Source organism: Lentzea kentuckyensis (assembly GCF_002150765.1).
Taxonomy (GTDB): Bacteria; Actinomycetota; Actinomycetes; order Mycobacteriales; family Pseudonocardiaceae; genus Lentzea; species Lentzea kentuckyensis.
Genome location: NZ_MUYM01000136.1, coordinates 1 through 13,056, shown reverse-complemented (window position 1 = coordinate 13,056; position 13,056 = coordinate 1). Strand labels below are relative to the sequence as shown.

Below are 13,056 nucleotides of genomic sequence, written 5' to 3'. Positions count from 1 at the left end.
GCCTTAGGAGTACTACGCCGTCAACTTCCGTCGCATCGGGACTGCATCAGTCCTCAATGGATTCCAGGTCGGCTGGGGCCGCAGCACGCGGAGACCGGCTTTCGCCGCGTTCTCGGTGAGCCAGGTGACCAGGCCGTCACCGTACGCGCTCGCCGGCCGGATCCAGTCGTGCATCCGTTGGGCGAACGACGAGTTGAACGCGATCACGTCGCCGAGCACGAGCACAGGGTCCTCCTCGGCTGTGACGTTCATTTGGGGAACGTCCCGGAAGCCACCGAAGAGGACCCTGCTCGCACCCAACTCACGGGCGATGTCCGCCACCCCGAAGAACGCCGACCCGTGCCCGTGTGCGCGCACCACCAGCTGGTGCGCCCGGAAGTCGGTGTCGAGGAACTCGTCGGCGCACGTGCCGTCATCGGCCAGCACCAGCACGTTCGTGCCGCCGGGGAGTGCCCCGACCTGCCGAGGATGCGTGACTCCGATGACGTTGATGCCCACGGACACCATCCTGGCGAACCAGTGTTAACCCTTGGCAGCGCCGGCGTTAAACAAGTTTCGGCAGCACTTCCGCACCGAACAGGCGGATCGTCTCGATGACCGACTCGTGTGGCATGCCCCCGATGTCCACCATCACGAGGTGCGTGTCGATCGAAAGGTGTGCCGCCAGCGCGTTCAGCCGCTGTGCCACCTCGTCCGGCGTCCCGCACACCGCCGCGCCGTCCATGATCGCGTCGACGTCGATGCCGCCGTCCCCGCGCCACGGATCCGCGAACCGCGCGTACTCGGCGAGGTGTGGCCGCCACCGGTCGCGCGCGTTGTCCCGTGCCACGAACACGTGACTCGGCACGCCGACCCGTCCGGACGGAAAACGCTCCCGGTACCGCTGCACGACCTCGAGGTAGATCGACGGATCCCGCAACGTCGACGGCAGCATCAACGGCATCCCCAGCTCGGCACCCAGATCGGCCGACACCGCCGACCCCGACCCGATCCACACCACCGGCCGCGGCGTCTGCACCGGCCGTGGCGTCGTGGTCACCCCGCTGAGCTGGCCGCGGAACCGGCCGTCCCAGCTCACCGACGGCTCCTCCAGCAGCTTGAGCAGCAACCGCAGGTGCTCCTCGAACCGCGCCCGCAGCTCACCCGGCTGCACCCCGAACGCCGCGTCGGTCTGCTGGTCGACGCCACGCGCCACGATCAGCTCGGCGCGACCGTCCGACAGCACGTCCAGCGTCGCCAGCGACTCGGCCACGAGCACCGGGTCGCGGTGGGCGAGCAGCGTCACGCCGGTGGAGAGCTTCAACGTGGACGTCCGCGCCGCCACGGCCGCCAGCAGCAGTTCGGGCGCCGACACGATGTAGCGGGTGAAGTGGTGCTCGCCGATCGCGACGCCCGCGAACCCCGCCTCCTCCGCGACCACGGCCTGCTCGACCATCGCGCGCAGCCGGTCGGCCTGGGGCACTTCCTCACCCGTGCACGGGTTCGGCAGGTGATCTCCCAGGATCAGCAGGTAGACGTCCATGGCCGTCATTTTCCATCTGTCCGGGGCAAGATGGTTGACGTGGTCACCAACAACGAAGCTGAAAGCCGCTACGAGATCCACGTCGACGGCGCGCTCGCCGGGTTCCTGGAGTACCGGACCGTCGGCGACGTCCTCGCGCTCGTGCACACCGAGGTCGACGAGGCCTACGCCGGGCAGGGCCTGGGAGCCCAGCTCGCCAAGTTCGCTCTTGACGACGCACAAGCCCGCGATGTCAAGATTTCTCCGATCTGCCCGTTCGTGGCGAAGTACATCGACAAGCACCCCGAATACCGTGTTACCGTCCGGTAGATAGTTGTGGTCGCTAACAATGAGGTGGCGAGCGTGTGGAGTGAGCCGGGCGCGTTCGAGGTGGCACCAGGTGTGCACCGCATCCCGCTGCCGTTGCCGAACGACGGGCTGCGCGCGGTCAACGTGTACGCGATCGAGGACGGCGACGGCCTGGTCATGGTCGACTCGGGCTGGGCGCTCGACGAGGCCCGCGACCAGCTGGAGGCCGCGCTCGGCACCCTGAACAAGGGTTTCGAGGACATCCGCCGGTTCCTCGTCACGCACGTGCACCGCGATCACTACACGATGGCCGTGTCCCTGCGCAGGCTGTTCGGCGGCAAGATCGGCCTGGGGCTGGGCGAGCAGCCGTCGTTGCTGCACATGCTGCACGGGCAGAGCGACCAGCACGTCGACGACCTGCGCAAATGGGGCGCGAGCGAGCTGGCCGAGACGTGGATCAGGATCATGCACCACGTCGACCGCGGCGACGCCCTGCGCGACTACGAGGAGCCCGACGAGTGGCTCACGGCGTCGACCCTCGACCTCGAACACCGCAGGCTGGAGGTCGTCCCGACGCCAGGTCACACCCGTGGCCACGTCGTGTTCGTCGACCACACCGCGAAGGTGCTCTTCTCCGGAGACCACGTGTTGCCGCACATCACACCGTCCATCGGCTTCGAGCCGTTGCGTCCCGAACTGCCACTGGGTGACTACATGACGTCGCTCAGGCTCACGCGCGCGTTGCCGGACCTCAAGCTGTTGCCCGCGCACGGCCCGGTGACCGACAGCTCGCACGCCCGCGTCGACGAGCTGTTGCAGTTCCACGAGCAGCGCCTCGAAGAGATCCTCAAGGCCGCGAGCGGCAGCGCGTTCGAGACCGCCCGCAAGATCGGCTGGACCCGCCGTCAGCGCCGGCTCGACGACCTCGACATGTTCAACCAGGTGCTGGCGATCGGTGAGACGGCCGCGCACCTCGACGTTCTGGTCGAACGTGGTGAATTGACCCGTACGGAGAACGGCGGCGTGCTCGAATACCAGACTTGACTTCGTCCCGCCTAGGAAGGCGGGAATCCCGGCCGCCTTGCGGCGACCAGCTCCTAGGAGCTTCGTCTCACGGCGAGGGTTTCCTGTTTCAACGCCGACTGCGGAAGGGAGGGCCCTTGCCGTCTGACATCAGCTCCGCAGGCATCGACCGAGTCGCCTCGGGCTACGGCTCGACCAGCCGCAAGGATGTTCTTCGCCGCATTGAGGTCCCGGTCGTGCCGGGTGCGGCAGGCCGGGCACGACCAGTGCCTGGCGGAGAGTTTCAGTTCAGCGAGCAGGTGTCCACAGGACGAGCACGTTTTGCTGGACGGGTACCAGCGGTCGATCACGACCAGCGTGCGGCCTGCTCGAGAGCACTTGTACTGCAACTGCCGCCGGAACTCTCCCCAACTGGCGTCGGAGATCGCGCGGGCGAGGCTGCGGTTCCTAACCATGCCGGCGATGTTGAGATCCTCGATCACTATCAGGTCTGCCGCGCGTACCAGTCTTGTAGTCGTGCGATGCAAGAAGTCCAGCCGGGCATTGTGGACTTTTCTGTGCGAGCGAGCAACCTTGGACTTGGCCCTGCTGCGGTTGTTGCTGCCGCTCTGGCATCGGGCCATTCGGCGTTGGTAGCGCGCGAGGTTCCTGGCTTTGCGCGCGAGGTGCCTCGGATTGGTGATCCGCTCGCCATCGCTTGTCACCAAATACTCGGTCAGGCCGAGGTCGACACCGATTGCGTGGTGCGTCGGCTCAGCGGGAGCCGGAGGTTCGGCGTCGGCGGCGAACGTCACGTACCACCGTCCGTCGGGTTCACGGCCGATGACGACCATCGTCGGGCTGAGCGCGGCGACGTCGACATCATTGAACGACCAGACGAACCGCAGAGGCGTGTTGATTTTCGCCAGTGTGAGCGCACCTGCGCGCATCCGGAACGCGGAGCGCGTGTAGTGCGCGCGTTGCCGACCAGCTCGGGACTTGAACCTCGGGTACCGGGCATGCCCGTCGAAGAACCTCTGAAACGCGGTGTGCTGGTGGCGCAACGTTTGCTGCAAGGGCACGCAGGAAACCTCGGAAAGAAAGGCGAGCTCCTGAGTCTGCTTCCACAAGGTCAGTTCAGCATCGGTTTCGCGGTACGACGTGCGCGTTCCGGTGGTGCGGTAGCGGAGGTTCCGCTCGTCCAGCGTCTTGTTCCACACCAGACGCACGCATCCGAAGGTGCGGTTCAAGATCGCGGCTTGTTCGGGAGTCGGGTAGGCCCGGCACTTGTACGCCGTTCGCACGGCACGCAGCGTAGTGGAGTGGTTGCCATGAGTGCCGCATGGGGGCTGTGTGACACCGCTTGAGCTGGCCGCCTGGACGTGGAAGATGCCTCGCCGTGGCCGGGGCTTCTGGTTCTCGCTCGCGATCGACGTGTTGTGGCCGATCGTCGTGCTGTTCGTGCGCCTCAAGGTGCGCGGCAGGCAGCACGTGCCGGGAAACGGCGGCGTGATCCTCGCGTTCAACCACCTGTCCAACTCCGACACGGTTGCGGCCGTGGTGTTCGCGCTGATGTCGCACCGGGTGCCGCGGGTGCTCGCGAAGGCCTCCCTGTGGCGCACACCGGTCATCGGCTGGGTCATGCGCTCCGGAGGTCACATCCCGGTCGAGCGTGGCACGGTGAAGGCCTCGGAGGCGCTCAGGCCCGCTGTGGAGGCGCTCCAGAACGGCGAGTGCGTGATGGTGTTCCCCGAGGGCACCTTCACGAGCGATCCCGACCACTGGCCGATGAAGGGCAAGTCGGGGGTCGCGCGGATGGCGCTGGAGAGCCGCGTGCCGGTGGTGCCGGTCGCCGAGTGGGGCACGCAGGACCTCCTGCCGAAGGGCACGATCCTGCCGAGGTTGTTGCCGCGCAAGAACGTCGAGGTCGTGGCGGGTGCTCCGGTCGACCTGTCCGACCTGTACGACCTGGAGTTGACGGCGGAAGTGCTGGACGAGGCCACGACGCGGGTCATGGACGCCATCACGACCATGCTGTCGGGCATACGTTCCGCGCAAACGGGTAGCCAAAAAGCATGACTGCGTTAGAGGAAGTACTTGCCAGCAAGGACGTCGTCCGTCCGGGCGGAACGGGAATCTGGGCGCCGGTCGTCCCCGAGCCGCGTGAACCCCAGCAGTGGGTCGTGCAGGCCGACGACGACCCGGCCATCGTGCGAAGCGTGGACTGATCCGCCGCACTGTCTAGACACCCTAGACGCGTCTAGCTACGCTAGACGCCATGACGCTTGACGAAGAACTGCTGGCAGCGGCCCGCAAGGCGGGCACGCTCGCTGCTGCTGCTCAGGACCAGGCCGACATCTCCAAGGCCGTCTACCACCACAGCGTGCTGCGACTGCACCGCGCCGGGGGCTCGATGCGCGAGATCGCGGAAGCGCTCAAGATGAGCCACCAGCGCGTGCACCAGATCGTCGAGCAGTCCAAGCGGACCGAGCGGTGCTGGTTCTGCGGGCGCGTCGCCGACGAGGTCGACAAGATGATGGCCGGGCCCGCCGCGTTGATCTGCAACGTCTGCATCACCGAGGCTCAGGTCGCCGAGGTCGGCGACTGCTCGTTCTGCAGCGCGACCGCGCCGGTGCACGAGGGCGCCGAAGCGAGGATCTGCCGGTCGTGCCTCGACTTCAGCGCCGCGGTGATCAGCGGGGCAGCTTCACTACAGTGACGAAGAAGTCGTCGATCTGACGAACGACCTCGATGAACCGGTCGAAGTCCACCGGCTTGGTGACGTAAGCGTTGGCGTACAGGCTGTAGCTGCGCAGGATGTCCTCCTCCGCCTCCGAGGTGGTCAGGACCACGACGGGGATCGACCGGAGTTCGGCGTCGGCCTTGACCTCGCTGAGCACCTCGCGCCCGTCCTTGCGGGGCAGGTTCAGGTCCAGCAGGATCAGCCCCGGCCGGGGCGCGTTCTCGTACTGGCCCTGCCGGCGCAGGAACTCCAGCGCCTCCACGCCGTCCTTCACCACGTGCAGGGTGTTGCGGATCTTGTGGTGCTCGAACGCTTCCTGCGTCATCAGGGCGTCGCCCGGATCGTCCTCGACGAGCAGGACGTCGATCACGTTCAGCGGTGACTCAGACATGTACTTCCTCGGCTTCGGGGACGAGTTCGGGTGCGGCGGGGATCGCGGGCAGGGTGAACTCGAAGCTCGTTCCCGAGTCCACGTCGGTCCTCAGCCAGATCGTGCCGCCGTGGTACTCGACGATCTTGCGGCACATCGCCAGCCCGATGCCAGTACCCGGATAGGCGTCCTTCGGGTGCAGGCGCTGGAAGATGACGAAGATCCGGTCAGCGTACTCCGGCTCGATTCCGATGCCGTTGTCCCGCACGGTGAACTTCCACATCTCGTCGTCGCGTTCGACCTCGACGGCGATCACCGGTTCGTCCGCGCCCTTGAACTTCAACGCGTTGCTGATCAGGTTCTGGAACACCGCGCTGAGCAGAGAAGCCTCACCCCGCACGGAAGGCAGTTCCGCGATCTCCAGGCGGGCGCCGGTCTCCTCGATGCGTTCGGAGTAGTTGTCCACGACCTGGCGCACGATCTCGTTGAGGTCGATCACCGTCTGCTCGCGGGTCAGCCGGCCCACGCGGGAGAACGCCAGCAGGTCGTTGATCAGCACCTGCATGCGTTTCGCGCCGTCCACGGCGAAGGTGATGTACTGGTCGGCGCGTTCGTCGAGCTGGCCGCCGTAGCGCCGTTGCAGCAACTGGCAGAACGACGCCACCTTGCGCAGCGGCTCCTGCAGGTCGTGCGAGGCGACGTAGGCGAACTGCTCCAGCTCCGAGTTGGACCGCTGCAGCTCGGTCTTCGCCTCGTCGAGCGTCGCGAGTTCCTGCACGATCCGGCGGCGCATGGCGTTCACGTCCTCGCCGAGCATGACGATCTCGCGGGGACCGTCCGCGTCGATCTCGTGCTGGAAGTCGCCGGACGCGACCTGGCGGGTGTGTTCGGCGACGTTCGCCAGCGGTGCGATCAGCAGGCGGTGCAGCAGCAGGGACAGCCCGCCGATCACCACGACCAGCAGCGCGCCCATGCCGATCACCAGCCACCGCACCACTTTCGCCGCGTGGTCGAGCTGTTCGCGCGCCTGCCGGGAGAGTTCGCCGATGTCGGTCTGCAGCTGTGCCACCTCGGCGCGGAGCTGGTCGAAGATCACCTTGCCCCGGTCGATGTCGCGGGTGGGACTGATGGCGGGCCCGGACAGCCGGATGCCCGCGATCGTCGGCTCCGCGTACTGCGAGCGCCACTGCCGCGCGAGCTCCTCGATGCGGCTCACCCGGCCGTTGAGGTCGCCGACGAGGGTGTGGACGCTCTCCGAGGCCTCGACCTCCGCGCTGCGCCCGTCCAGGTACGGCTTGAGGAAGTCGTCCTGGCCGGTCAGCACGAAACCGCGCAGCCCGGTCTCCTCGTCCAGCAGCGCGCGGTTCAGGTCCTTCGCGCGGCGTCCGGCGGGCTCGATCTTGTCGACCGACTGCGATCGCGAGTCCCCCAGCGCGTCCAGGGCGACCACCGTGGAGGAGATGGCGACCGCGGTCATCGCCAGCAGGACGACGACGATGGCGGCCAGCAGGCGGCTTGCCGGCAACCTTTGCGGCAGGTTCAATGTCCGTCCTTCAGCAGCAGGATGGCCACGTCGTCGTCGAGTGCCCCTCCGTTGAGCTCCGTCACCTCCGCGATGACGGCGTCCATCCAGTTCGGTCCGGCCCGCAGGTGCCCCTGCAGGATGTCGCACAGGCGCTCGACGCCGAGCCGGTCCGTGTCGTCAGGTACCCGGCCTTCGATCAATCCATCCGTGTAGCAGGCAAGTGACCAGCCGGACGGCAGCTGCACGTCCACACCGGTCCACGCGTAGTCGGGCAGGACGCCGAGCGGCACGCCGATCTTCGACTGGGGCAGGTCCACGATCTGGCTGCCCACCATCAGCAACGGCTCGGGGTGCCCGGCCAGGAAGTAGCGGGCCGACCGGCGGTCCGGTGCCACGGTGACCATGCACGCCGTGGTGAAGATGCCCGCGCCGTGCCGTTCCGCGACCAGCACCTGGTCGAGCGTGTGCAGCACCTTCTCCGGTGGCTCCCCGGCCAGCACCAGCGCACGCCACGCGATGCGCAGGCAGACGCCCAGCGCCGCCTCGTCCGGGCCGTGCCCGCAGACGTCGCCGATGATCGCGTGGACGGTGCCGTCCGGCATGCCGACCGCGTCGTAGAAGTCGCCGCCGAGCAGCATCCGCTGACCGCCGGGCTGGTAGCGGACCTCGAGGTTCACGTCCGAGTTCTGCAGCAGCGGGGGAGGGAGCAGGCCGCGTTCGAGGCGGCCCCGTTCCGCGGCGAGCAGTTCGGCCTCGCGCAGCCGGCGCTGGGCGTCCTCCGCGCGGCGCCGTTCGACCGCGTACCGGACGCCGCGCAGCAGCAGTTCGCCGTCGACCTGCCCCTTGATCAGGTAGTCCTCGGCGCCCGCCGCGACCGCCTCGATGCCTTCGCGTTCGTCGTCGCGCCCGGTCAGCACGAGGATGGCAGGGGCGTTCGGTTTGCCGAGCAACCTGTGCAGGCCATCGAGCCCCTGCGAGTCCGGCAGGCCGAGGTCGAGCAGCACGCACTCGGCGTCGGAGAGCTTGCGCTCCGCCTCCGCCAGCGTTCCGGCGCGGGACAGGATGAACGGCGCGCTCGCTTCTTCGAGCAGCGCCTCGACGAGCACGGCGTCGCCATCGTCGTCCTCGACCAGGAGGACGCGCACGGTCTTGGTTCGCATCGAGTCGGACTTTAACGTTATTGGGCTGCGCGGTCCGAGTCCGACCTACCAGGATGACGGGCGTGTTGATCCGTCTCGCCCAACCAGCCGAACTGCCGTACCTCCAGGAGATCGAAATCGCCTCCGGAGAGCCGTTCCGCGACGTCGGAATGCCCGAGATCGCCGACGACGACCCGATGTCCCTGGAGGACCTCGCCGCCAGCGAAGTCTGGGTCGCCATCGGCGCGGAAGGCGTGCCGGTGGCGTTCATCGCGGTCGGCGACGTCGACGGCGCCACGCACGTCCACCAGGTCTGTGTGCATCCGTCGCACGCCCGTCAGGGGATCGGCGCGGCGCTGATCGAGTACGTGACCAGCGGCGAGCGCGCGGTGACGCTGACGACGTTCCGCGACGTGCCGTGGAACCAGCCGTACTACGAGCGCCTGGGATTCCGCGCCGTGACCGAGACTTCTCCCGGCCTGACCGAAGTCATGCGCGCGGAGGCCTCAAGGGGACTCGATCCCGCGACTCGGGTCGCGATGATCCTTCTCCCAGCGCAGGAACGTGCCTGAGGTGATGGAGAGGCTGCTGAGCAGCCACACCAGCACACCAGCGTCGTCGGTCACACCGATCACCGGCAGGAACTCCGGCAGGACGTCGATCGGCGACACCAGGTAGACCAGCGCCACCGCCCACATCACCACCTGGCTGCGCGGCAACTCGGGATAGTTGCCGCTGCGCCAGGCCTTCCACAGCCGCGGCAACGCCTTCGCGCGCTGGATCGGGTTGCCGACCGGGCCGGGACCCTTCCGCGAGCGCTTGCGCCGGTTGCGCAGGACGCCCAGCACCACGAACACCAGGCCGAGCGGGATCATCACCCAGCCGACGACGGCGGGGCTGAGCCCACCCAGGCTCGCGGTGCGGAACAACAGGATCAGCAGGCCGGACAGGGAGATGAGCGATCCGAAGACGACCATCTGCTACCGCTCCCTAGCTCGGTTCCTGGAAGAGCATCGTCGGAATGGCCTTGTGGGGCTGCCTGAGCTGTGGCGGTTCGGGTTCCCGCAGTTCGATCACGGGTTCGGGTTCCTCGGCGGGAGCCTCTTCAACCTTCGGCTTGCGCACGGCTTTCACCGGCGGCGGCGTGACCGTGTCCAGGGCGGCGCGCGCCTTGGAGATCCACACCTTCTGCATGGCCTCGTCCTTGCTCCCGGCCGCCGTCGCGCTGAGTCCGGAGAGGACACCGCGGATGCGTGGAACCAGAGCCGGATGACGCCGGATCGCCTGCCACACCGCGTGATCGTCCGGTAGCCGGGCGGACACGAGCTGCTTGACCTGCGCGCGCAGCTCCTCAGTGGACAGATCGAGCCAGCGTTCGATCGCTGACGGGCCTATAGCCACGTGTACTGCCTCCCCAAAACGACAACTGCCCCTACAGGATCTCACGGATCCCGCAGGGGCAGTGGGCTGGTGTCGGGAAGGGTCAGGAAGCGACGGCCTCGAGCAGCGTCTTGCCGTTCTCGTCGACGATCCGGAACGTAGCGATCTCGTGCCAGCGCATGGCCACGTTCGCCTGCAGGCGAATGGTCTTCTTGTCGCCCGCCACCGGTTCCGGTGCGTACCACGAGGTGACCTGCGCGACACGGCCCGCGCGGCCGACCGCGACGAGCGAGCCCCGGCTGGGCCCGGACATGCCGCTGACCTCGATGTCCATCGAGGTTCCCCACGCCTCGTCCGAGGCGGTGATCTTGGTGAAGACACCGCTGTTCGGATCCTGCTGCTGCACCTTCATCGACGAGTCGGTGGAGTTGTTCGCCACCCGCGTCTGCGACGTCGTCGTCGTGTTCGGGTTCGGGCCGGCGGCCTGGTTGGAGCCGTCACCGCTGCCGCGCACGACCAGCGTCGTCGCGACTATCGTCACCGCCACGATGCCGGCGGCGGCGGCCGCGACACCCTGGGCGACGAACCACCGGCGGCGCTTCCTGCGCGCCGCTACGGCGTCGAGCATGACCCGCACCGACTTGCCGTCCGGGCGCTCCGGCGCTGTTCCGCGCAGCATTCCACCCGCGTCGGCCTCGTCGATGAGGTCGGGCACCACCGCGAAGTCGCGCAGGTCAAGGGCACACCTGCGACATTCCGTCAGGTGGTTCTCGAACGCCTCCACCTCATCGGCATCGAGGATGCCGAGCACGTAGGCGGCTACGTCGAGGTGATCTGGTGCCGTTGTCACCGCGTCTCTCCCCGATCGTGCAACGCACGCCGCAACGCACGGAGCGCGTAGTACACCCTCGACTTGACCGTTCCCGGTGGCACACCCAGTGCCGCCGCGGCCTCACCGACGGTGCGGTCCCGCAGATAGGTCTCGAGAATAGCCTCCCGGTGTTCCTCAGAGAGACCGTTCATCGCCTCGGCGACGACGATCGCTGCGAGGGTGCGATCCTCCTCGCCGCCCGAAGGCGACTCGTCCGAAGGGGTCAGTTCGAACTCCTGCGGACGGACGCTTCTCTTACGTCTGTCGTCAATGACCAACCGCCTTGCCACCGTGAACAACCACGACCGCAGGAGCACCGGGTCACGCTCGAGTTTTTCGGCGTTGCGCCATGCCCTGACCAGGGTTTCCTGCACGATGTCCTCTGCCCATTGACGATCATGGCCAGTCAACCTCATGCAGTGTCCCAGCAGGGCACTACCGAATTCCTCGTACAGCCGACGGATCAACTCTTCTTCGAGAGACCCCGGTCTTGGTGATTGTTCGTCTAACTCGCGTTGACGTCTATGCCGCGCCACGGGGGACATCCTTGCCTCAAGAACCGTCTCAAGTCGAGAGGCAAATATTCCTCACGAACCCCGTGAACCGTTGCCTGATCGTGTCCGTACTCCTCGGTACCCCAGTTGAGAAAGGACCTGCCGATGCGACGTGGACCAGCGATCACCGCCCTGGCGGCACTGGCTATCTCGCTCACGGCGTGCGGCAGCCAGACCCCTCCTGGAGGGGAGGCCGCTCCTGGCGGCCTGAAGGCCAAACCCGCTGATCTGGGCGATGTGAACCTGTACTTCATCGCGAACACCGAGCAGATGGGGTGGTTCGTCACCGACGCCGACGGGCTCCCGCTCTACCGCTTCGACAAGGACACGCCCAAGCCGTCCAAGTCCAACTGCGAGGGCGAGTGTCTCAAGGCGTGGAAGCCGGTGCTCGCGGACAAGACGCCGATGGCGACTGGTGTGGATCCGATCTCCATGGGGGTCCTGACCAGGCCGGACGGCACCAAGCAGCTCACCATCGCGGGTTATCCGCAGTACATCTATGCCGAGGACAAGGCGGCCGGTGACATGAAGGGGCAGGGAAAGGGCGGGACCTGGTGGGTCACCGCCCCCAACGGCGCCAAGATCACCGGCGGAAAAGCCCAGAACAACAGCAACAAGAGCAGCAGCACGCCGAGCACGTCCCCCAGCCCCGGCGCCCAGACACCGCAGTCCGGGCCACCCACGGCAGCGCCCGGTTACTGAGCCCTGCTGCTCGAGCCCCCGAAATCCCCCGACCGACTCCCCTTGAACAACGAGGACATCAAGACGATGACCAGAGCCCTCGCCACCGTCTTGGCGATGTTGTTCCTCTTCTCCGGCCTGACCGTGACGGCTGCAGCGCAGCCCGCGGACACCGGGGGAGTGATGGACACCCCGACAGGACCGCTGACCGCGAACGACCGGGAACTGCTGAACAAGGTGCGCCAGGCCGGCCTGTGGGAAATGCCCATGGGCGAGCTCACGGCCACCAAGGCGTCGAACGCCAGGGTCAAGCAGATCGGCAAGATGATCATGCTCGACCACATGATGCTCGACAACCTGACGAAGAAGACGGCCGCCCAGTTCGGGCTCACCACCCCGGACGTGCCGAACCCGGCTCAGCAGTCGTGGATGGACGAGCTGAACGGTCTCGAAGGAGACGCGTTCGACAACGCCTTCGTCGCCCGGCTGCGTGCCGCGCACGGTCAGGTCTTCAACTTCATCGCGAAGGTGCGCACGCAGACCCGCAACGACACGATCCGCGGGTTCGCGCAGGCCGGCATCGACGTTGTGATGAAGCACATGACGTTGCTGGAGAGCACTGGTCTCGCGGCCGACTCGTCGTTCGCGGAACCCCAGCCCGCCGGCGGCATCATCAACGCCAGCCTGGCCTCCGGTGAGGGGCCGAACATGTGGGTGATCCTCACGGTCACCGCAGCGGGAGCGGTCCTCACGATCCTCCTGCTCCGAGTACTCCGCCCGCGACGACCGGTGCGGTGATTCAGCAAGACCCCGTTGCACCACGGGAAACGGAGGTGGTGTCCCAAGGTCAGAGGCACTCCAACGCGGACCTGTTCCCACCCGCCCGGCCCTGAAGTGTCCACTCCTGCACCAAGGACCGGGCGGGTTCCCGCGAGAAGTTCTTTCCGGAGGAAGAGTTGTTGTCCAGCCAGATTCCGCTCC

The 13,056-nt window shown here is 67.1% G+C and carries 18 protein-coding genes; 8 read left to right on the top strand and 10 right to left on the bottom strand.

The window, feature by feature from the left end:
- Positions 1-12 precede the first annotated feature (12 nt).
- Positions 13-498, bottom strand: a complete 486-nt coding sequence (locus B0F77_RS42060; RefSeq protein WP_143467206.1) for a hypothetical protein — start codon at positions 496-498, stop codon at positions 13-15.
- A 46-nt stretch (positions 499-544) separates the two neighbouring features.
- Positions 545-1,522: an LLM class flavin-dependent oxidoreductase gene (locus tag B0F77_RS42055; protein ID WP_158102977.1), complete on the bottom strand. Its 978-nt coding sequence runs from the start codon at positions 1,520-1,522 to the stop codon at positions 545-547.
- Positions 1,523-1,561: 39 nt separating this feature from the next.
- On the opposite strand from B0F77_RS42055, the gene B0F77_RS42050 reads away from it, so the two are divergent.
- A complete protein-coding gene (locus B0F77_RS42050) occupies positions 1,562-1,831 on the top strand; it encodes a GNAT family N-acetyltransferase (protein WP_169731061.1) in 270 nt (89 codons plus the stop codon).
- A gap of 33 nt (positions 1,832-1,864) precedes the next feature.
- Entirely contained in the window at positions 1,865-2,854 is a 990-nt protein-coding gene (locus tag B0F77_RS42045) for an MBL fold metallo-hydrolase (RefSeq protein WP_245849358.1), read from the top strand.
- Positions 2,855-2,907: 53 nt separating this feature from the next.
- Here the strand turns inward: B0F77_RS42045 and B0F77_RS42040 are convergent, their stop codons facing one another.
- Entirely contained in the window at positions 2,908-4,116 is a 1,209-nt protein-coding gene (locus B0F77_RS42040) for an RNA-guided endonuclease InsQ/TnpB family protein (protein WP_086668658.1), read from the bottom strand.
- 49 nt (positions 4,117-4,165) lie between these two features.
- Here B0F77_RS42040 and B0F77_RS42035 point away from each other — a divergent pair, with 49 nt between their 5' ends.
- From B0F77_RS42035 to B0F77_RS42030, 3 genes are read left to right on the top strand one after another with little or no spacing between them, the layout of a single operon-like run.
- Positions 4,166-4,891 (top strand): lysophospholipid acyltransferase family protein, encoded by a 726-nt coding sequence (locus B0F77_RS42035; protein ID WP_245849356.1) that lies wholly within the window; start codon positions 4,166-4,168, stop codon positions 4,889-4,891.
- Positions 4,888-5,040, top strand: coding sequence for a hypothetical protein (locus B0F77_RS48340; protein ID WP_158102976.1), 153 nt, complete (start codon positions 4,888-4,890; stop codon positions 5,038-5,040). The genes B0F77_RS42035 and B0F77_RS48340 overlap by 4 nt, the downstream gene beginning before the upstream one ends.
- Positions 5,041-5,090: 50 nt before the next feature.
- Entirely contained in the window at positions 5,091-5,531 is a 441-nt protein-coding gene (locus B0F77_RS42030; protein WP_086668657.1) for a ClpX C4-type zinc finger protein, read from the top strand.
- On the opposite strand, the gene B0F77_RS42025 is transcribed toward B0F77_RS42030, so the two are convergent.
- The 3 genes from B0F77_RS42025 to B0F77_RS42015 are packed head-to-tail and all read right to left on the bottom strand — an operon-like array spanning position 5,506 to position 8,610.
- On the bottom strand, positions 5,506-5,946 hold the full coding sequence (locus B0F77_RS42025; protein ID WP_086668656.1) for a response regulator: 441 nt from the start codon (positions 5,944-5,946) through the stop codon (positions 5,506-5,508). The two genes, B0F77_RS42030 and B0F77_RS42025, sit on opposite strands and share 26 nt — an antisense overlap.
- Positions 5,939-7,468 (bottom strand): sensor histidine kinase, encoded by a 1,530-nt coding sequence (locus tag B0F77_RS42020; protein WP_086668655.1) that lies wholly within the window; start codon positions 7,466-7,468, stop codon positions 5,939-5,941. Before B0F77_RS42020 ends, B0F77_RS42025 begins: the two co-directional genes overlap by 8 nt.
- A complete protein-coding gene (locus B0F77_RS42015) occupies positions 7,465-8,610 on the bottom strand; it encodes a PP2C family protein-serine/threonine phosphatase (protein ID WP_086668654.1) in 1,146 nt (381 codons plus the stop codon). Before B0F77_RS42015 ends, B0F77_RS42020 begins: the two co-directional genes overlap by 4 nt.
- 65 nt (positions 8,611-8,675) lie before the next feature.
- Here B0F77_RS42015 and B0F77_RS42010 point away from each other — a divergent pair, with 65 nt between their 5' ends.
- Positions 8,676-9,161, top strand: a complete 486-nt coding sequence (locus B0F77_RS42010) for a GNAT family N-acetyltransferase (RefSeq protein ID WP_211294307.1) — start codon at positions 8,676-8,678, stop codon at positions 9,159-9,161.
- Here the strand turns inward: B0F77_RS42010 and B0F77_RS42005 are convergent.
- The 4 genes from B0F77_RS42005 to B0F77_RS41990 form a co-directional block, all read right to left on the bottom strand.
- Positions 9,096-9,566 (bottom strand): YkvA family protein, encoded by a 471-nt coding sequence (locus tag B0F77_RS42005; RefSeq protein WP_086668653.1) that lies wholly within the window; start codon positions 9,564-9,566, stop codon positions 9,096-9,098. The genes B0F77_RS42010 and B0F77_RS42005 overlap by 66 nt on opposite strands.
- Before the next feature lie 13 nt (positions 9,567-9,579).
- The gene (locus B0F77_RS42000; protein ID WP_086668652.1) at positions 9,580-9,990 is read right to left on the bottom strand and encodes a hypothetical protein; all 411 of its coding nucleotides are present in this window, start codon (positions 9,988-9,990) and stop codon (positions 9,580-9,582) included.
- Positions 9,991-10,072: 82 nt separating this feature from the next.
- Positions 10,073-10,819, bottom strand: a complete 747-nt coding sequence (locus B0F77_RS41995; protein ID WP_086668651.1) for an anti-sigma factor family protein — start codon at positions 10,817-10,819, stop codon at positions 10,073-10,075.
- Complete coding sequence (locus B0F77_RS41990) at positions 10,816-11,385, bottom strand: sigma-70 family RNA polymerase sigma factor (RefSeq protein ID WP_030468711.1); 570 nt, start codon at positions 11,383-11,385, stop codon at positions 10,816-10,818. Before B0F77_RS41990 ends, B0F77_RS41995 begins: the two co-directional genes overlap by 4 nt.
- A 114-nt stretch (positions 11,386-11,499) precedes the next feature.
- Here B0F77_RS41990 and B0F77_RS41985 point away from each other — a divergent pair, with 114 nt between their 5' ends.
- Together B0F77_RS41985 and B0F77_RS41980 are read left to right on the top strand one after the other, a co-directional pair.
- Positions 11,500-12,096: a hypothetical protein gene (locus B0F77_RS41985; protein WP_086668650.1), complete on the top strand. Its 597-nt coding sequence runs from the start codon at positions 11,500-11,502 to the stop codon at positions 12,094-12,096.
- 42 nt (positions 12,097-12,138) lie between these two features.
- Complete coding sequence (locus B0F77_RS41980) at positions 12,139-12,873, top strand: DUF4142 domain-containing protein (RefSeq protein ID WP_086668649.1); 735 nt, start codon at positions 12,139-12,141, stop codon at positions 12,871-12,873.
- The last annotated feature ends 183 nt before the right edge of the window (positions 12,874-13,056 follow it).

What these genes read in the sequence shown, in the direction of transcription:
- B0F77_RS42055 (WP_158102977.1), bottom strand. Translation starts at nt 1,522, where the DNA reads ATGGACGTCTACCTGCTGATCCTGGGAGATCACCTGCCGAACCCGTGC.
- B0F77_RS48340 (WP_158102976.1), top strand. Translation starts at nt 4,888, where the DNA reads ATGACTGCGTTAGAGGAAGTACTTGCCAGCAAGGACGTCGTCCGTCCG.
- B0F77_RS42030 (WP_086668657.1), top strand. Translation starts at nt 5,091, where the DNA reads ATGACGCTTGACGAAGAACTGCTGGCAGCGGCCCGCAAGGCGGGCACG.
- B0F77_RS42025 (WP_086668656.1), bottom strand. Translation starts at nt 5,946, where the DNA reads ATGTCTGAGTCACCGCTGAACGTGATCGACGTCCTGCTCGTCGAGGAC.
- B0F77_RS42015 (WP_086668654.1), bottom strand. Translation starts at nt 8,610, where the DNA reads ATGCGAACCAAGACCGTGCGCGTCCTCCTGGTCGAGGACGACGATGGC.
- B0F77_RS42005 (WP_086668653.1), bottom strand. Translation starts at nt 9,566, where the DNA reads ATGGTCGTCTTCGGATCGCTCATCTCCCTGTCCGGCCTGCTGATCCTG.
- B0F77_RS41990 (WP_030468711.1), bottom strand. Translation starts at nt 11,385, where the DNA reads ATGTCCCCCGTGGCGCGGCATAGACGTCAACGCGAGTTAGACGAACAA.
- B0F77_RS41985 (WP_086668650.1), top strand. Translation starts at nt 11,500, where the DNA reads ATGCGACGTGGACCAGCGATCACCGCCCTGGCGGCACTGGCTATCTCG.